At 64.9% G+C, this 17,161-nt stretch carries 22 protein-coding genes and 1 tRNA gene; 10 read left to right on the top strand and 13 right to left on the bottom strand.

Annotated elements, in window-relative coordinates:
* Nucleotides 1-11: 11 nt before the first annotated feature.
* From ACVI1L_RS07745 to ACVI1L_RS07760, 4 genes are all read right to left on the bottom strand, one after another.
* Nucleotides 12-512 (bottom strand): GNAT family N-acetyltransferase, encoded by a 501-nt coding sequence (locus tag ACVI1L_RS07745; RefSeq protein WP_141343020.1) that lies wholly within the window; start codon nucleotides 510-512, stop codon nucleotides 12-14.
* A 255-nt stretch (nucleotides 513-767) separates the two neighbouring features.
* Entirely contained in the window at nucleotides 768-959 is a 192-nt protein-coding gene (locus ACVI1L_RS07750; protein WP_233475299.1) for a hypothetical protein, read from the bottom strand.
* Between the two features lie 94 nt (nucleotides 960-1,053).
* A complete protein-coding gene (locus ACVI1L_RS07755) occupies nucleotides 1,054-1,287 on the bottom strand; it encodes a hypothetical protein (protein WP_057019037.1) in 234 nt (77 codons plus the stop codon).
* Nucleotides 1,288-1,706: 419 nt separating this feature from the next.
* Nucleotides 1,707-2,825 carry an alpha/beta fold hydrolase gene (locus ACVI1L_RS07760; protein WP_456782617.1) on the bottom strand — a complete coding sequence of 373 codons (1,119 nt, stop codon included), beginning with the start codon at nucleotides 2,823-2,825 and terminating at the stop codon, nucleotides 1,707-1,709.
* A gap of 312 nt (nucleotides 2,826-3,137) precedes the next feature.
* On the opposite strand from ACVI1L_RS07760, the gene ACVI1L_RS07765 reads away from it, so the two are divergent.
* From ACVI1L_RS07765 to ACVI1L_RS07790, 6 genes are all read left to right on the top strand, one after another.
* The gene (locus tag ACVI1L_RS07765; protein ID WP_057019035.1) at nucleotides 3,138-3,608 is read left to right on the top strand and encodes a nuclear transport factor 2 family protein; all 471 of its coding nucleotides are present in this window, start codon (nucleotides 3,138-3,140) and stop codon (nucleotides 3,606-3,608) included.
* Between the two features lie 60 nt (nucleotides 3,609-3,668).
* Nucleotides 3,669-3,929, top strand: a complete 261-nt coding sequence (locus ACVI1L_RS07770) for a hypothetical protein (RefSeq protein ID WP_456782618.1) — start codon at nucleotides 3,669-3,671, stop codon at nucleotides 3,927-3,929.
* Between the two features lie 284 nt (nucleotides 3,930-4,213).
* Entirely contained in the window at nucleotides 4,214-4,648 is a 435-nt protein-coding gene (locus ACVI1L_RS07775; RefSeq protein WP_026193357.1) for a nuclear transport factor 2 family protein, read from the top strand.
* A 249-nt stretch (nucleotides 4,649-4,897) separates the two neighbouring features.
* The gene (locus ACVI1L_RS07780) at nucleotides 4,898-5,839 is read left to right on the top strand and encodes a hypothetical protein (protein ID WP_253589047.1); all 942 of its coding nucleotides are present in this window, start codon (nucleotides 4,898-4,900) and stop codon (nucleotides 5,837-5,839) included.
* A gap of 155 nt (nucleotides 5,840-5,994) precedes the next feature.
* Nucleotides 5,995-6,417: a hypothetical protein gene (locus ACVI1L_RS07785; RefSeq protein WP_016841371.1), complete on the top strand. Its 423-nt coding sequence runs from the start codon at nucleotides 5,995-5,997 to the stop codon at nucleotides 6,415-6,417.
* 386 nt (nucleotides 6,418-6,803) lie between these two features.
* Nucleotides 6,804-6,944, top strand: a complete 141-nt coding sequence (locus ACVI1L_RS07790) for a hypothetical protein (protein ID WP_167350365.1) — start codon at nucleotides 6,804-6,806, stop codon at nucleotides 6,942-6,944.
* A 107-nt stretch (nucleotides 6,945-7,051) separates the two neighbouring features.
* Here ACVI1L_RS07790 and ACVI1L_RS07795 read toward each other — a convergent pair whose 3' ends face one another.
* From ACVI1L_RS07795 to ACVI1L_RS07805, 3 genes are all read right to left on the bottom strand, one after another.
* Nucleotides 7,052-7,195 carry a hypothetical protein gene (locus ACVI1L_RS07795; RefSeq protein ID WP_016841369.1) on the bottom strand — a complete coding sequence of 48 codons (144 nt, stop codon included), beginning with the start codon at nucleotides 7,193-7,195 and terminating at the stop codon, nucleotides 7,052-7,054.
* 172 nt (nucleotides 7,196-7,367) lie between these two features.
* A complete protein-coding gene (locus ACVI1L_RS07800) occupies nucleotides 7,368-7,850 on the bottom strand; it encodes a MaoC family dehydratase (RefSeq protein ID WP_076829845.1) in 483 nt (160 codons plus the stop codon).
* Nucleotides 7,851-7,858: 8 nt separating this feature from the next.
* On the bottom strand, nucleotides 7,859-8,317 hold the full coding sequence (locus tag ACVI1L_RS07805; protein WP_057019033.1) for a MaoC family dehydratase: 459 nt from the start codon (nucleotides 8,315-8,317) through the stop codon (nucleotides 7,859-7,861).
* A 318-nt stretch (nucleotides 8,318-8,635) separates the two neighbouring features.
* Between ACVI1L_RS07805 and ACVI1L_RS07810 the strand changes: the two genes are divergently transcribed.
* Complete coding sequence (locus ACVI1L_RS07810) at nucleotides 8,636-8,932, top strand: DUF4282 domain-containing protein (protein ID WP_028340592.1); 297 nt, start codon at nucleotides 8,636-8,638, stop codon at nucleotides 8,930-8,932.
* 152 nt (nucleotides 8,933-9,084) lie between these two features.
* Entirely contained in the window at nucleotides 9,085-9,231 is a 147-nt protein-coding gene (locus ACVI1L_RS07815; RefSeq protein WP_162832441.1) for a hypothetical protein, read from the top strand.
* 163 nt (nucleotides 9,232-9,394) lie between these two features.
* On the opposite strand, the gene ACVI1L_RS07820 is transcribed toward ACVI1L_RS07815, so the two are convergent.
* A complete protein-coding gene (locus ACVI1L_RS07820) occupies nucleotides 9,395-10,075 on the bottom strand; it encodes a ParA family protein (protein ID WP_028336032.1) in 681 nt (226 codons plus the stop codon).
* A 34-nt stretch (nucleotides 10,076-10,109) separates the two neighbouring features.
* On the opposite strand from ACVI1L_RS07820, the gene ACVI1L_RS07825 reads away from it, so the two are divergent.
* A complete protein-coding gene (locus ACVI1L_RS07825; protein WP_301322284.1) occupies nucleotides 10,110-10,244 on the top strand; it encodes a hypothetical protein in 135 nt (44 codons plus the stop codon).
* A 13-nt stretch (nucleotides 10,245-10,257) separates the two neighbouring features.
* Here ACVI1L_RS07825 and ACVI1L_RS07830 read toward each other — a convergent pair whose 3' ends face one another.
* From ACVI1L_RS07830 to ACVI1L_RS07850, 5 genes are all read right to left on the bottom strand, one after another.
* Nucleotides 10,258-10,584: a hypothetical protein gene (locus ACVI1L_RS07830; protein ID WP_018273595.1), complete on the bottom strand. Its 327-nt coding sequence runs from the start codon at nucleotides 10,582-10,584 to the stop codon at nucleotides 10,258-10,260.
* Nucleotides 10,585-10,962: 378 nt separating this feature from the next.
* Nucleotides 10,963-11,256, bottom strand: coding sequence for a hypothetical protein (locus ACVI1L_RS07835; protein ID WP_420888228.1), 294 nt, complete (start codon nucleotides 11,254-11,256; stop codon nucleotides 10,963-10,965).
* Between the two features lie 200 nt (nucleotides 11,257-11,456).
* A tRNA-His gene (locus tag ACVI1L_RS07840) sits at nucleotides 11,457-11,533 on the bottom strand.
* Between the two features lie 190 nt (nucleotides 11,534-11,723).
* Nucleotides 11,724-12,158, bottom strand: coding sequence for a phasin (locus ACVI1L_RS07845; RefSeq protein WP_028336028.1), 435 nt, complete (start codon nucleotides 12,156-12,158; stop codon nucleotides 11,724-11,726).
* A 271-nt stretch (nucleotides 12,159-12,429) separates the two neighbouring features.
* Nucleotides 12,430-12,828, bottom strand: coding sequence for a phasin family protein (locus tag ACVI1L_RS07850; RefSeq protein ID WP_057019032.1), 399 nt, complete (start codon nucleotides 12,826-12,828; stop codon nucleotides 12,430-12,432).
* 356 nt (nucleotides 12,829-13,184) lie between these two features.
* Here ACVI1L_RS07850 and ACVI1L_RS07855 point away from each other — a divergent pair, with 356 nt between their 5' ends.
* On the top strand, nucleotides 13,185-17,084 hold the full coding sequence (locus ACVI1L_RS07855; RefSeq protein ID WP_456782619.1) for a PAS domain-containing protein: 3,900 nt from the start codon (nucleotides 13,185-13,187) through the stop codon (nucleotides 17,082-17,084).
* Nucleotides 17,085-17,161 lie beyond the last annotated feature (77 nt).

The following is a 17,161-nucleotide window of genomic DNA, read 5'->3' on the forward strand; positions in this document are numbered from 1 at the left end:
GCGGTACCTGATCACGTCACATCGAACGCCGCATGGTACTTCACATCCCCCTTCGGCGGATCGCCCTTCAGCACCAGCCGCTGAAAGTACGGGCTGGGCTCGCCGCCATAGGTCAGCGCGGGATCGCTGACAAAGCCGAAGCGGCTGTAATAGGCGGGATCGCCGAGCAGGACGCAGCCGTCAGCATTCATCGCCGCGAGGCGAGCAAGTCCCGCGCGGATCAGCGCGCCGCCGGTGCCCTGCCGTTGCAGGTCGGGTGCGACCGAGACCGGGCCAAGCCCATACCAACGTCCTACTACACCTTCGATCCGGACCGGCGAGAACGCGACGTGGCCGAAGATGCTGCCGTCGTCGGATACAGCGACCAGAGAAATCGTCAGCGCGTCAGCCTGGCGCAGCGCCTCGACGATGCGGGCTTCGGTGCCGCTGCTGTGCGGCGCTGTTGCGAATGCTGCCGCCGTGATGCGGCTGATCGCGGCGGCGTCTTCGGGGCGTTCGTCCTTGATCTGCATGCTCGCAGATAAGGCCGATCGGCAACGGGGCGCAAGGGAAGCGCAAAGCTCGGGCAGATCATGTCGCGAGAATGCGGAGGTATGACTCACCGGCCGAACCACATATTCGGTGTCGTCCCTCCGAAAGCAGGGACCCATAACCACAGACGATCATCGTGAAAGACAATGGAGCGACGAATCCCGTTCACGACATCCGCCGCGGGTTATGGGTCCCGGCCTTCGCCGGGACGACGGCGGAATATGCTCGCCTTGCGTCTAACCCGATCGCTTGTTGCTGGTGTTCTGGGTCAGATTGCCGTGCGCGGCCTGCTCGCGGATGTTGTGCTTCTCGTCGTCGCGATGGCCCTTGGTGGTGTCGATGGGAACGCTGGGGCTGCTGCCGGGGCCCTTGTGGCTCTTGTTGTCGTCGGGAACGGGCTGGATGGTCTTTGTCTTTGGTTTCGTCATCATCGTCTCCGTTACGCATGGAGACAACGCGGCCGGTGCGGGCGGCGTTCCCGGAACGAGACTTCATTCCCGGAGCGTGGCTTCACAACCGACCCTACAGCTTCTCCTGCTGCGCGGGCTGTGACTGCGGCTGCTGCTGGCGCTGCTGTTTGGCGTGATGGCGGCCGTAGAGGCAACCGGCGGCGGCGCCGAGCATGCCGTGATGGCCGGCATAATGACCGGCGACGCCGCCGACGATCGCACCCTTGATGCAACCCTTGGCGTCGGCAGGCGACGCCAAGGCAAACCCGCTGACGGCAATGACGGACGCGAGGACAATCGATTTCATGATACGGCTCCAATGCAATGCTGCCGCATCAACGGCGCAGCGGCACGGCCGGTTCCGGGAAGACGAAGCGGTTCACCATCGACCCCGCCGCCGGCAACGCGGCGCCGTCGGATTAGCTGTTGTCGAACGCACCGCGACAGCGAGCCGGCGCGATTTCACCGGCCGGCCCCGGAGGAGCTCAAGGCCTCGTGTCCGGTGTCGACGCCGGCTCACCGTCGCGCGGTGCGCGCTCGCATGATTTATTTGGAGACAACCAGGGCGGCGACGGCAAGCGGCATGGTGTTTCTCATACGGAACTCCTGATCGCGGATGCGTCGCCCACGCCGAACCAACCGGGGGCGCGGGCGGAGGTTTCATTAACTCGCGGACAGCTGCTCGCCGCATGCTCCGCGTCTGCGAGACGCGGCCGGTTTGGCCGATCAGTTCAGTTTCTTGCCGCCGTCGGTCACGCCGTCGAGGAACACGCCGGTCTCGCGGTTGAGAAACTCGACATCCGCCGGGAAGAAACCGCCGGCCGAGGCGTGGCCGGTCACGGTGCCCGGGCTGATCGTCTTGATCGTCACGCCGGGAATGTCCTTTGCCATCTGGTTCGGCTCGAATTCGGGATTGAGCAGGTCCTTGGTGCCGGTGAGGATCAGCGTCTTCGCCTTGATCGAAGCCAGCGCCTTCGCCGTGTCGCCGCCGAACCCGGCCGTGGTGCCGACATCGTGCCGGTCATAGGCCCAGCTCTGGTAGATCCAGTCGTTGGCGTCGAACAGCTTCCATAGCGCGGTCTCCTGCTCGGCCATCCAGGGCAGCACGTCGGGGCCGGACTTGAACTGCGCCGCATACATATCGGGCGTGCGCGCCGCGAGCAGCGCGACGATATCGCGGAACAGCTTGAGGCCCTTCTCCGGCGGCGCCTCGTAATTGCCTTCCTTCCACGCCGGATCGTTCATGATCGCCTTGCGCGAGGCCTCCATCACCGCGACCGACCAGGCCGGCGTCTTCGCAAGCGGCACCATCGCAACCAGCGCGTCCATGAAGTCCGGATGGCTGACGCCCCATTGCAGCACCTGCATGCCGCCCATCGAGGGGCCGACCACGGCGACGACATGGTCGATGCCGAGCTTCTCCTTCATCAGCCGATACTGCGATTCCACCATGTCGCGGATCGCGAATTTCGGAAACTGCATCCGCGGCTGCGCCTTCGAATTGCTCGGCGACGTGGTCAGCCCGTTGCCGATCGCGTCGGTGCAGACGATGAAATACTTGTCGGGGTCGAGCGCCTTGCCGGGGCCGATCATGAAATCGAGCCGGTGATGATTGCCCGAGATCGCGGTCACCATCAGGATGGCGTTCGACTTCTTCGCGTTCAGCGTGCCGTGGGTGACGTAGGAGATCGAGAAATCCTTGATCGCCTCGCCGCTCTCGAGCTTCAGGTCGCCTTCGTTGTAGAGCTGGTGGGCAGGCTGCTGCGGCGTGTGTGCGAAGGCGGGCGGGATCGCCGGGCATGCCAGCAGCGACAGGATCGCGGCGAAGTGGGTGATGCGCTTCATTGGTCTCTCCCCATCGGGGCGGCTCTGTTCGGCCGCCTTCCGCCGCGAAGCATACGGGCCGGCGGCGCCGCGGCAAGGCCGCGGGCGCGAAGATTTAAGCGGCGCAGGCGCGGAATAAACCGCCGCCTGCGCCGCGACAGCCGCCCGTCGTCGCATTGCGCGAACCGGCGCGCCGCATGCATTTTGCGCCACAATGCACGCGCTGGTTGCCGAACCTAATCGCGTCTCGCGCGTCAAACATATGTTGTTTGATTGTGGAATGCTCCGGTTCACAATGCCGGGCCAGAGCGAGTCGGACCGGCGGAGTCGATCATGGGCGAGGATTTGAACCGGCAGCGCGTCTTGAACTTCCTCGACGTTTATTATGCCGGCGGCATCGAGGGCGCGCTCGATCGCTGCAGCGACGACGTCGCGTTTCTCGCCAACGCCCCGATCGACATTCTTCCGCATATGGGCCAGCACCGCGGCAAGGCCGCGCTGCGCCAGATGTGGACCACGATCCACGAGCGCTATTCGGACATGCGCTATGAGGCGCCGATCGTGGTGACCCAGGGCGACAGGGTCGCCGCGCAGCTGCGCGTGTTCTTCCGCAAGCGCAACAACGCCCGCGTGGTGCAGTTCGATGTGGCGGTGTTCTACACGCTGCGCGACGGCAAGATCACCGAGATCCGCGAGATCATCGACACCTTCGACCTCGTCCAGCAGGTGCTGGAGCGCGACGTCGCGGCGGCGCTGACCGGGCACGACGACATCGTGCAGGCAAATTCGCAACGCCGGCGTTGAACCTCGACAGCCCGGCGCTGACTTATTACCGGGCTTGTTGCGGTCGGGGCTGAAATCACCATGAAAATCGCATTGCTCGCTGTGCTTGGCCTGGCGCTGGGCGCCCTTGGCGGCGCCGCCTTCGGCATCGGAGCCGGGCTTAGCTGGATCGGATTGGCCAGAACCTCTGGTATCGACAGCGGAACGCTGGTGTTTTTCACCTTCATGCCGCTCGGCGCCGGGATCGGCGGCATCGGCGGCGCGCTGCTGTTCGCGGTGGTGGCGATCCGCGACGCCGAGATCGTGATCGAGCGGCAACCGGTGCGGCAGCGCGACCGCTGAATTGCAACGACCGGAGCCTTTTCGCGCGAAGCCTACTCCCCACGTGATGCGGGGTGGATGCCGGTTCGCATCAAAAAAGCGCGTCGGAACCAGAATCCAGAGGTCGGCGGTCACATTCCGGTAAAATTCCGCGCAATTGTGCATTGCAAAAAAATCATTTGCGTTTTTGCCGTTCGGCACTATTTCAGGCCGCAATAGCGATGTGCAGCAACCTGGCAAGGCGTCGGCGCTGACCCCCTGCCATCCGTTTGCGTTTGAAAATCCAGTTTCAGGACAAGGCCAAAATGACAGAGCATAGTCTCTGGCGTTTTTCGCGCGCATTGCATCGCGCGATCAACGAACGCCAGCTTGCAGATATCGAGCCGCTGCTCGACGACGAGGTCGAATGGTCCATCTATGGGCCGATCGACCTGTTTTCCTTTTTCGGCGCGCGCCGCGGCAAGGCCGCGGTGCTCGAGGTGATCCGGCAGATCGGCGAGAACCTCAGGGTTCACCGCTTCGACCGGGAACAGATCATGCTCGGCGTGGATTCCGCAGCCTCGATGCTGCGCTATTCGCTGACGGCACTCGACTCCAACAAGCCGATCTCGCTCCGGATCGCGCATTTCGCGCAGTTCAGGGCCGGCAAGCTGACGAGCTTCCGCGTGCTGGTCGACAGTTTCGACCTCGTCGAGCAGACCGTCGGCTACCCGATCCATCTGCCGCGCATCGCGGTCTGACGGCTTTTCACGCCTTCGTCATGTCCGGGGCGCTAAAGCGCGAAGCGCGTCTTCGCGTTCAGGCGCCCCGGCAGCGGCGGCCTGTTTTGCCAGCCCCGAACGGCCGCGCTCGGGACGCGCCGCGCGAACGCGCTGCGCGTTTGTCCCGGACATGACGATCACGCGTTGATCACTTGCTTTCAGAGCGCCGATGCCACAATTTTGCGCCACGGCAATGCATGCTGCGGCTCTGGAATTTGCGGGCTGGGAATGACTTTCACATTACGATTTGGCTGGGCAAGGCTGCAGGTGCTGGCAGCCGGCTTCAGCCTGGCGATGGCGCTGTCGGCCGGCGCGCAAACCCCGCCGTGGCAGATCGCTCCCGCCGCCCAGGATAGCGCAGCTGATAACGCCGAGGCTGCGGCCGACGAGGAGCCGCCGGCGGCCAATGCCAATGACGCCGACATCCTGAAGGACATCGACGAGAGCAAGCTCGACTGGAGCCAGCTCGACACCGATTCTACGAGCCTGCCCACGCTGGCGCCGAAGCGTGCGGCGAGGCCCGCCAGCATCGCCGGCAAGGATCCATCCTGGTCGACCAACAACAACGCCAACGGCTCGTCGGCGGTGTCGGTCAAGCAGTCGATCTCGCCATTCCTCGATACCCGCATCGGCGCCGACATGACGGTCGCAAGGCAAGGCACGATGACGACGTCGGAGCAATTGTCGGAGCGGCTCGCCAATGGCGGCAGCCTGCCGCAGTCCGGCGGCTCGGCCTGGGCCGCGATCTCGACCGGCGGCGTGGCCTCGATCTGGGACAAGACCTCGGTCGAGGCGCGGGTCGATCCCTCCGCCGACCAGAGCAAGGTCGGCACCTCCTTGAGCAAGTCGGTGCCGCTGTCGGAGCAATATTCGCTGACGCTGCAGAACGGCTACAACCTCATCCAGCAGGGCGTGGTCCCGGTGCCCGGCATCATCAACCACTCCTCGCGCAGCTACGACACCGATCAGTCGGCGAGCCTGTCGGTTAACGACACCGGCACCAGCATCACGGCAGGCCAGACGCTGTCGACCTCCGACGACCGATGGCTGCGCCGGATCGGCGCCGAGCAGAAGCTGTTCGACGGCGTCACCGTCTCCGGCTCGGTCGGCGAGACCTCCCAGGGCACCACCAACAAGAGCATCAGCGCCGGCTACAAGCGCTCATGGTGAACGGTCTGTTAGCTCTATCGCGCTAAATGATCAGGCATTGCCGCAACTTGGCCCAGATGCGGTCAAATTCGGCGGCACTGATAGGTCCGTAACTTCATCAATTCGTCGTGCGGGGGACAAGCCGCGCTTCGCCATTGCGAACAAGGGGAAAGCCGATGAACGCCACCAACCGTACCGAGGAAGCCGAAGTCGAAACGACGTCCGAGGTCGACACCAACCTCGCCGCCGTCTCGGAAGTCGAAGCCGGCATCCGCGACTTCGTGCGCAACGATATCGCCTATCTGCGCCGGCCGGTGGCGAGTCCGGAGACCGCGCCGACCGACACCAACACCGATGCCACCGTCAGCAACGTCAATTCGCTGATCCAGCGCGTCGCCGGCACCTCGCTCGCCGAGATCGAGAAGCTGATCGGCGAGCTCGAGAGCCTGCGTGACCTGCTGCATGCCGAGGGCCAGCGCGTCCAGCGCGAGATCTCCGGCTATGCCCAGCTCAGCCAGGCCGCGATGAAGTCGACGCGCATGATCGCCGACAACGTCTCGCAGTGGAAGCGCGCCGCCGACGGCCTGCGCAACAGCTGATACTTCAGTTTTCCAAACTGATCGCCGCCGCCTCCTGAAGAGGGGGCGGCGGCTTCGCTTTGCGGCCTGATTCAGCGCAGAACGATTCGTTATTCAGCGCGGTGTAAACTCCGCGACGTCAATTTTTTGCAGAAGCCGATTTGAACTGGGGATGTCGAGCCCGCGTCCAATCCGGAATTCGCGTCCGGACCGCGCCTAGTGTGCTGAATGCGAAGTTCGTGCGATTTCGCGGCAGCCACTTTCACGAACTTCGCATTCATAAAGCACACTAGAATCAAAGGTTTGCTAGTGTCCTTATCGAATCCGAAGTTCGCTCCGAAGGTGCGGCAAATGATGCGAACTTCGGATTCGGGACACTAGCCGGGCATCCATTTGGAGACGAAGTCATGCAGAGCGTCCGGCCGGATAACGCCGCCGATCCGATTCCGCTGCGCCAGCCGCAGCAGGGCATCGGCACGATCATGATCCGCTTCATCGGCATCCTGGCAGCCGCGACGGTCGTGATGGTGCTGATCTGGAATCGTTAGACTGAAGCTTGGAAGAAATGTGACGCAGCCTGCCGACAGATCACATTGAAAAGCGCAAATGCACGCCACCTGCGCTCCCTCGAGCGCCGGGAGTTACAGACGGTCAATCAGCGGTCGATGCTCGCGGTGGTCTCGAAGGAATAATTGCCGTCGGCAAAGCCCTTCACGACCATTCCCGTGGCCAGCATCACCACAACCGTTACCGTCGCGAAGATAATGCCGACGAGTTTCAGCGCGCTGCGATCTGCCATGGTATCCCCAGTCATTCTTGCCAGATGTCCGTGCCCTCAAACCATAAGGCAGGGACAAAGGTTCAGAATGCGTTAGCAAAAACTGAGTTCCACGCAACGCACAACTGCGTCGGCAGCAGAAGTCATCCGCTAACCATGGCGTCCGGGCAACATCAGAGGCGCGCGGGCAACATCAGGAACCGGGATTCCGCCGCGGCACGAAAGCGGTGGCGAGGAACGAGAACACCACCTCGTTGCGCTGATTGACGCCGGTGTTGCGGGCCTGAAGGATGCCCCATTCGGGCCGCTTTTCGGACGTGCGCTTGGTCTCGACCTGGTTGGTGAAGCTGATGGTATCGCCCGCCAGCACCGGGCGGATCCAGCGCAGTTCGCGAAAGCCCGGCGAGGGCCCCCAGACCGCGACCTCCTCGCCGCGCGCGGCGGCTTCCGCGGCGAGCCGCTTGCCGTCGGCGACGAGCAGCTTCATGCAGACGCTGGCGACATGCCAGCCCGATGCGGCGAGCCCGCCGAACAGCGAGTTGCGCCCCTCCTCCTCGTCGAGATGGAAGCGCTGCGGATCGAACTGCGCGGCGAACCTCTTGATGTCCTCGGGCGTGAAGGTGAAGGAGCCGAACTCGCGCCGCGCGCCGATCTCGATATCTTCAAAAAAGCGCATGACCTCTCCTATGCGCTCGCGCCGTCGCGGCGGCTGACGATGATCGGCGACTCCATCTCGCACAGCATCTCGCCGCGCGCGTTGCGGATGGTGCCCTTGAAAGTGACGATGCCGGTCTCGGGCCGGCTCTTCGAGACGCGCGCCTCGACGACGTCGACATCCAGCGTCAAATCGTCGCCCGGACGCAGCGGCGCCACCCAGCGCATCTCGTTGACCCCGGGCGAACCGAGCGAGGCGGTGCGGCCGATGAAGCCGTCGAACAGCATCCGCATCATCAGCGAGCCGAGATGCCAGCCCGAGCCCGACAGGCCGCGGAGCATGGATTTCTTCGCCGCCTCCTCGTCGAGATGCATCGGCTGCGGGTCGAATTCGGCGGCAAAGGCGAGGATCTCCTCGCGTGAAACATGGCGCGGGCCGAACGTGCCGAAGCGGCCGGGCTTGAAGTCTTCGAAGGTCAGCGTGGTCATTGGGTGAGGATATGCCGGAGGGAAGCCCGATTGTGGCCGTTATTTGCGGCAATCACAACCGGCCCACTCGCATAGCTCGCCCCTGGACTGCCGGCGCCCGGTCCGGGGCTCGCCTTTGGCGAGACCGAATGGGCTTCTGCGGTATCGATCCCTCTGGTCGCGGAGGCGCCTGGCGCCGTCCCGAACCATTGGCCCGGCGAAAGCCTCTTCCCGACGGACGCCTGCGGCGCAGGCTCCCGGGATGAAGTGATCACGCCGGCGGTCACGCAGTAGGATGAACGAGACGCGAATCATATTCGGCTGGCCGGGAGAACCATGATGTTCGATTTCCAGGATCTGTTTCAGTGGGACCGCTTCATCACGCCCACGATCATCAAGACGTTCTACTGGCTGGTGATCGCGGTCATCGTGCTGTTCGGGATCTCCGGCATCCTGTGGAGCCTCACGGCGATGGCGATCAGCCCGTTCGTCGGATTCATCCAGCTGCTCGCGTCGATCGCCAGCGTCTTCGTCGGCATCGTGTTCTCGCGCATCGCCGCCGAGTTCATCCTGATCGTATTCCGGATCAACGAGCATCTCGGAGCGATCCGCGATCGGGACGGAGCAATGCACTGAAGCGAACGGCACCCGGCCGAACGCGACCGACCGGCGGGGCTGTGGTTAATCCGAAGTAGCACCCGCGCGCAAATGCCCGCGAAATTCCGACCGGTATCTTAAATCCGCTCGCGTACAGCCTTCCGCATTGCCAAGACCAGCGCGGGGGCGTCGTGAATTCGAGGAATGGGTTTGTTGCCGTGAGGCCGGGTGCCGAGCCGGGCTTTACGACCGAGGATATTTTATGGGCTGTCGGCATCTGGTCGGTGATCCTGACCCTGGCGCCGGTGATCGTGTTCTATCTGCTGATGGTGGCGTGAGGGCATCCCCTCCGTCATTCCGGAGCGATGCGTGAGCATCGAATCCGGAATCTCGAGATTCCGGGCTCATGCTTCGCATGCCCCGGAATGACTCCAATATTCTCGACGACAAAAAACGCGCGGGAGCCGCGCGTTCTTTCCATTTCGAACGTAAGCGGCGTTGTTACGCCGCTTGCTTGTGCATCGTACCGGACGCCGACGCCGTGCCGCGGATCGCCTTGATCGAGCGTTCGATCGCGGCCCACAGCCGATTGATCTCGGCAGCGGCGCGACCTTCGGCGTAATATTCGCGGGCGCCTTCGCCCTGGCCGAGCGCCATCAGAAGATCGGCGCGGTTGGTGATCTGGCCGCTCCACACCGGTGCGCGGAATTTCGCCAGCGCCTCGCGCGCGATCGCGACGATGCGGCTTTCGGCGCCGTCACGCTGCGCGGGTGCGCCGTTGATCACGACGGCATAGGGCTTGCGCATCGAGCGGCAGGTCTGGATGGTTTCCTGCACGGCGTTGACGTCGAACACGCCGGGCCGCGCCGGAATGATCACCATCGTGGCGTTCTTGATGGAGTCGTCGACCACGGCCGAGAGGTTCGGCGGCGTGTCGATGAACACCCACTCGATGCCGTCACGCTTGGCCTGGGCAATGATCCCGCTGACCGAGTTCACCGCCGTCTTGATCGCCGGCTCGTTGGTGCCGCGCAGCTTGTGCCAGAGAGTCAGCGAGCCCTGCGGATCGGCGTCGATCAGCAGACAGGGCTTCGTTGCCTTGTGCACTTGCGCGGCGAGGTGAGCAGCCAGGGTACTTTTTCCCGAGCCCCCCTTACGCGAAGCGAAAACAATCACGTTCATACGTTGGCCTCCAGATTGACCCCAGGAGGCGAAAATGAATCAGCACGCTGATTCGCGAAAGAAAAAATTTCTTGCAATCCGCAAAGTGGCCAAGATCACCGGTGCGTTTTGCTTTTTGCGTCACACCGAACTTATGACGCAACCGCAAATGGAAGCGCTAAGCGTTTGATTTGACTCAGTGCCTAGCGTTTTCCGGCAGCTTTCGCGCGCTCGCGCTCGATCCACTTGCGCTCGATCCAGCCGAGCAATTGCGCGGTCGGTTTCTGCAGGAACGGAACGTCCTGCGCGAACAAAAGGAGTCCGAGCGGCAGCATCCAGAGTCCGAGCACCGGCAGGAAGCTGAAGATGCCGCCGATGATCAGGAGGATCGCGAGCGGAATCCGCACATAGCGCGACGACGGCTTGCGCAGCCACGCGACGAAGCGCGCCGGCTTTTCCGGCAGCTTGGCTTCGAACCAGGCGAAGTGCCGATCGATCTCTTGTTTGTAGTATTCGCTCACGCGTCCCACTCCATCCGTTCCACAAGCGGAACAGATTTGGCTGACAATACAAGCCCCAGAGATGATGCTGCGTGACAGCGTCACAAGGCGTCAGTCTGTCGCGCATCGCAACCTTGAAATCGCATGGAGGCGATCCACCGCGCGATGAGATTGCGTTGACCGCGATGGCGCTGCGCTCCCTCTCCCCGTTCTTACGGGGAGAGGGTTGGGGTGAGGGGCTGTCTCCGCGTGGATGGCGATAGTTGCGCTTGTGGAGACTCCCCCTCACCCGGAACGCATCTGACGATGCGTTCCGACCTCTCCCCGCACGCGGGGCGAGGTGAAGCGCACAGCGGTCCGCTCGACGAGAATGCGCCAAGTTAGCCGCGTGCGCGCGATGGGAATCATTTAGTGGGTGGACTTCTTCGCCCTGTGCGATTTGGCGGCCTTGTGCTTGGCAGGACGCCGTTCCACGCGCTCGCTCGCTTCACGCGGCTCGGGACCACCGCGGAAGAACACGCGGCAGGCCGGCGAGAGCTGCGCCTTGTTCCTGATCATGCAGGCCGTGATGCGATCGACGTCGGGAATCTCGGGGCTGCAAAGCCTGAACGCGTCGGGCGTACAGGCCTGCTGCTGATCCGGCGTGTAGGCCTCGCCCCGGCCCGGCAGCAGCAGCGCCGCCAAGGCAACCGCTGAAATCAACCCAAACGAAAAACTCCTTGAACCGGCGATCCCCATGCATCCCCCCAAAGGTGTCACTAGGCGTCGTTAAGGCGTCGTGTCAGCCAGTTTGGGTGACGGGACAGAGAAGTGCAAGCGGACGCGATGACACGCCGGGCGACAAGGGCGAGCGACCTTGCGATGGTCTGATCTTGCGATGTCGCGCTGAGTGATCTTGCGGATGGTACAGTTGGGTGGGCTCGAACCACCGACCTCCTGTTCCACAGACAGGCGCTCTAACCAACTGAGCTACAACTGCATCCTGACGCGCGGCCCGCTCAAGCGGGGCGGCGATTTCGGGCGGAAACTAGGTGCAACGCCGCGCTTTGGCAAGGCCGTAACGCGCCGATTTCCGCTGTTATGTCGGGCCGCTTGACGGGCTCCTGCCCAGCAAAAAGGCCCGGACCGCTTCGGCCCGGGCCTTTCGCTGGTCTCCCAAACGGCAGCGATCAGGCGGCCGGCTTGTAGAACTTCGAGGCGCTGGCCTTGATCGGCTCGGCGGTCTCGCTGGCGACCTTCTGGCCGAGCTCGGCCAGTTCCTTGGCCTGCGCGGTGTAGGTCTCGAACTGCTTGCGGGCGTGCGACGTCCACAGCTCGACCGCTTCGGTCGGCGACTTCACGCTGAACAGCTCCTGGGCGAAGTCGAGCGAGGAGGTGGTGTTGGCCTTGAAGAACTCGATCAGCTTGGCCGAATACTCGCTGGCGCCCTTGCTCACCGAGGTGAACACGGCCTCGACCGTCGAGTTGTGGGTCTCGGCAGCGTCCTTGAACTTGGCGTAGCTGTCGCGGGCCTGCAGAACGCCCTTCTCGGCGAACGCGCGCATCTGCTCGGGAACTTCAAACGGAATGATCGAGGCGGAAAACGGATCGGACGGGTTGGTCATACGTGTAATCCTTCGCAACGGGTGAGTAGATGTGACCATTGCGGACGTCCCGGAGCCCATCAGGCCGGGAGCGCTGAAATGGATCACGCTGCCTTGATTCACGGGAGTGCCCTTCGTCGGGCGCGCCTAATAAACACCCATATCATGTCAATTTTGTGCAACGCAACGTAAGATCGCGTGCGACGCCACATTTTTTATCTGACGGAACAAAAGATTACCGCGGCCGACCGAGGCTGAATGCGCCAGGGTCGGCCGCGGCCAATGCGCCTCGTCAGTTCTTCGGCTTGACCGCGTCCATCGCGGCCCGGCTGACGGCCTGGCCCATCTCGCTGGCCTGCTCGGCGAGCGAGCGCATCTGGCCCTGCACATATTCGCTGTGCAGCCGCATGACGTCGCTGAGGTCCTTGGCCTTGAGCAGCGCCTCGGCGTAGTCCAGCGACGACTGCACGTTCTTTTCGGCATAGGACAGCGCCTTGGCCGAAAGATCCTTGGCGCCGGCGCGCACCGTGGCGTTGCGCTCCTCGATCTTGCCGGCGGTGTCCTTGGCGTTGGTCACGAATTGCTCGAACGCCTTGCGCGCCTGCTCAAAACTCGCCTCCGCCATCGACCGCATATCCTTGGGAATCTCGAACTTGGGGATCTCGAAATGGTCACGCCCGTTGTCGCTCATGGTCGCTCTCCCTCGCTTGCTGATCGGCCCGCCGCTTGGCCCTGCGGGCCCAGGGCAAGATAGACGGCAGAATATATATCGTGGCACTGCAATCGCAGGTGTGACGCGGCGCCGCCTGGTTCCGCATCGCGCGGCTCGCAGCAACCTCTCTTTGCCCGACAACGCCAAACGGCTGTGGATCGTTCAGCCGAGTTAACGTTATCCCGGCTTTGGCGGGGGCAGTTTCGCTGCGGACATGGACCTGCCGCCCCCCAGTTGCGATACTAACCTTCTGTTAAGGCTGTCGTCCTGCGGCTGCCGGGCCTTCGGCTGAGCTTAAGGAAGAAAGCCAAACCCATGCGGTCAAATCTTGCGTGATGAGTGACGCGGAATTCCAGATCCAGGCGCTCGGCGATGTCAGGCTGGCGGATCATGCGACGGGCGCCCTGCCGGCATGGCTGTGGGCGGCCGACGGCGCGCGGATTCTCTGGGCCAATCCGGTCGGCGCGCAGGTATTCGGTGCCGCCAACGGCGCCGAACTGGCGAAGCGCGGCTTCGGCCCGGCCGATCCGCACCGCCGCCAAGTCGCGCGGCTCGGCCACAGCCTGAACGCCAATGGCGCGGTCCGCCTGGAGCGGCTGCGCGGCTTCGGCGCTGCGCCCGGCATGCTCGCGACCTGCGGCTGCGCCCGGATCGACCTGCCGGACGGCAGCCACGGCATCCTGATGACGGCGCTCAACGCGACCGGCCGCGGCATGCCGCTCGCGGAACGCCTGCAGCGGCTGCTGCAGGGCTTGCCGCGTCCGGCCGCCGCCTTCAGCAGCAACGGACTGCTGGTCGCAACCAATGAGGCGGCGCGTACGCTGCCCGGCCTGCACGACCTCACCGAAGCCGGTCTCGATGCCGCGCGCGGTGAGGCGCTGGCGCAGGGCCGCGCGGCGGCGAGCGTTGCGATCGGCCGCGTCGTGCTGCAGCGGATCGGGCACGGCGCCGATCGCGCGCTGGTCGCGTTGATCAAGCCGGCGGCGCATCTCGCCGCAAGGCCGGCGCCGATCGTGCCTGCGCCGGTTGAGCCGGAGACGCCGGCGCGCGAAGCACCGGCTCCCGCAGCGCCAGCGCAGCAAGAGGCCATGGCCGTAGAGCCGCCGCCAGCACCTGCAGTTGTAGAACAAGCCGTTGCGCATGACGAAGCGCCCGCGACGGCCAGCGCAGCATCGATCGCCTTGTTCGACGCGCTGGATCCGCAGTTGGAAGAGCGCGTCACGATCGAGCCGATCGTCAGCGCGGCCAAATCCGAACCTGAGAATGTTGCTCCATCTGCCGCGGCAGCAGAGGCGGCGCACGTAGAAGCGCCCGTCGAGACCGCAGCTCTCGACACCACGCAAGACGAAACAGCTGCCGCCGAGGAACCGCTGTCGGAAGCACTGATCGAAGTGCCGGACGGCGCGCAGATCGAAGAGCCTGCGCAGCTTCCGTCGCCGCCCGCGTCAGCAGAACAGACAAACGCAGCGACAGCGCCCGTCGAGACTGCACCTCTCGACACCACACCTGACGAAAACCCCGCCGTCGAGGAGCCGCTGTCGGAAGCGCTGATCGAAGTGCCCACGGAGACGCACGCCGAACAGCCCGTGCCGGAGCCCGCGCATGATCTCGCAGAGATGGCACGCACGCACGCGCCGGAAATATCGGCGCCCCCGGCCGATCCCGCCACCTCGCCTTATGCGATCGCGGATGCGCCCGCGCCGCCGCCTGCCGCCGAGCCGGAGCCCGCGACATTGGCGCCGGTGCCACCACCATCATGGCTCGACGAGCCGTTGCCGGTGCGGCGCCATCCGCTGCGCTTCATGTGGCAGATGGACCATGAGGCCCGCTTCTCGCTTGGCTCCGATGAATTCACCCGCCTGATCGGCCTGCACACCGCGGCGGGCTTCGGCCGGCTGTGGAGCGACATCGCCGAGAGTTTTGGCCTCGATCCCGAGGGCCGCGTGATGCAGGCGTTCGCCAGCCATGACACCTGGAGCGGCATCACGCTGCACTGGCCGGTCGACGGTGGCGGCCGGCTGCCGGTCGAACTGTCCGGCCTGCCGGTGTTCGATCGTGCCAGGAATTTCGCCGGCTACCGCGGCTTTGGTGTGTGTCGCGACCTCGACGGGCTTGCGCGACTCGCCGCATTGCGCCGCTATGAGTTCTTCAGCGGCACGGTCGCGCCGCAATCGCTGTCGGCCGATGTCGCACCGGCGCCGCGCACCGTTGCGCCGCCCGGGCCCGCCGCGCCACAGGACGATCCTCCGCCGCACGCGGAGCCGCCGCCCGACACGACCGCAGCAGCACCACCCGAGGAATTGACCGAGCCGACAGCCGCAGAGACTTCACACCGAGCCGATCCGGATCACGCCGTGGAAACGCACGAGGAAACGCACGAAGTGCGTCACGACCCGCCACCGAATGTGGTGCCGTTCCGTCCCGCCGGCGACACCCGGCCGCCGTCGCTGACGCCGGTCGAGAACAACGCCTTCAACGAGCTCGCCCGTCAATTGTCGGCGCGGCTCGAGAACGAGGCCGGCCTCGCCGCGACGACGGACGACAGCGTGCCGGCCGAGCCGGTCGCCGAAGCGCCGCCCGCAAGCGAACCGCCGCAGCAAGCAGAGGCGCCAGCGCAAGAGGCGGTCGCGCAGCTGGAGACACCGGCGGAAACACCAAAGGCCGGCTGGCTGGCTGCGGCGGAGCCGGCGCCGCGCGCCGACTCCCGGCGCGACCGCGCGCTGCTCGATCTGTTGCCGGTCGGCATCCTGATCTACCGGCTCGACCGCCTGCTCTATGCCAACCGCGCCTTCCTCTCGCGCATGGGCCATGACAGCCTGCACGCGCTGGAAGCCGCCGGCGGCCTCGACGCGCTCTATGTCGAGCCCGGCGTCTCGCAGGCGAGCAGCACGTCGGGCACCGGCACGCCGGTGACCATCTCCGCGAACCAGAGCGCCGAGCACGGCGCGCAGTCGGTGTCCGCCGAGGCGCGGCTGCACACCATCACCTGGGACGACGATTCCGCGCTGGCGCTGATCTTCTCGCGCACGCTGGACGAGGATGCCTCGATCGCCGCCGCGCTATCCGAGCCGGAGCCTGCGGCGGCCGCCGAGCCGCTGCTTGCGCCGGCTGAGCCGCAAGCCGGCCAGGCCGACGCCGAAGAGCTCGGCGCGATCCTCGACACCGCGGCCGAAGGCATCATCATGTTCGATGCCGACGGCAACATCCATTCCTGCAACCGCAGCGCCGAGGCGCTGTTCGGCTATGACGGCGACGAGTTCGTCACCCGCAAGCTCGCCGATCTGTTCGCGCCGGAAAGCCAGCACGGCATCTTCGACTATCTTGCCAGCCTGAAATCGGCCGGCGTCGCCAGCCTGCTCGACCATGGCCGCGAGACGCTCGGCCGCGTCCGCCAGGGCGGCATCATCCCGCTGTCGGTGACGATGGGCCGCACCCGCGCCGATGGACCGAACTTCTTCGCGGTGTTCCGTGATCTCTCGCAAACCAAAAAGAGCGAAGGCGAATTGCGCGAGGCGCGGCGGCTCGCCGAACGCGCCGCCAACGCCAAGTCCGACATGCTGGCGCGGATCAGCCACGAGCTGCGCACGCCGCTCAACGCCATCATCGGCTTTGCCGAGGTGATGATCGGCGAGCGCTTCGGCGCGCTCGGCAACGAGCGCTATGTCGAATACATGAAGGACATCCGCGCCTCCGGCGAGCGGGTGATCGCGATCGTCAACGATCTGCTCGACCTGTCGCGGATCGAGACCGGCAAGCTCGACCTCGCCTTCGCCAGCCAGAACCTCAACGAGATGGTGGAGAGCTGCGTCGCTGTGATGCAGCCGCAGGCCAACCGCGAGCGCATCATCATCCGCACCTCGCTGGCCCACACGCTGCCGCCTGTAGTCGCTGACGCCCGCGCGCTGCGCCAGATCACGCTGAACCTGATCGGCAACTCGATCCATCTCGCCAATGCCGGCGGCCAGGTGATCGTCTCGACCGCGCTGTCGGATTTCGGTGAGGTGATGCTGCGCGTGCGCGACACCGGGCAGAGCCTCAACGACAACGAGGTCGCCGCCGCGCTGGAGCCGTTCCGCGCCCCGACGCCGTCAGATCAGGCCGGCTCCGGCGGCGTCAGCCTGTCGCTGACCAAGGCGCTGGTCGAAGCCAATCGCGCCAAATTCCAGATCCGGACCGGCGGCCGCACCGGCACGCTGATCGAGGTGACCTTCGCTCACGCCACAGCAAGGGCGTGAGCAGCGATCCGCCCTTCCCGCTCTTGCCGGCCGATTCCAGGACACTGCGAACATCTGTCGCGTCGGATCCGCGCGGC

Source organism: Bradyrhizobium sp. USDA 4516, from assembly GCF_054055915.1.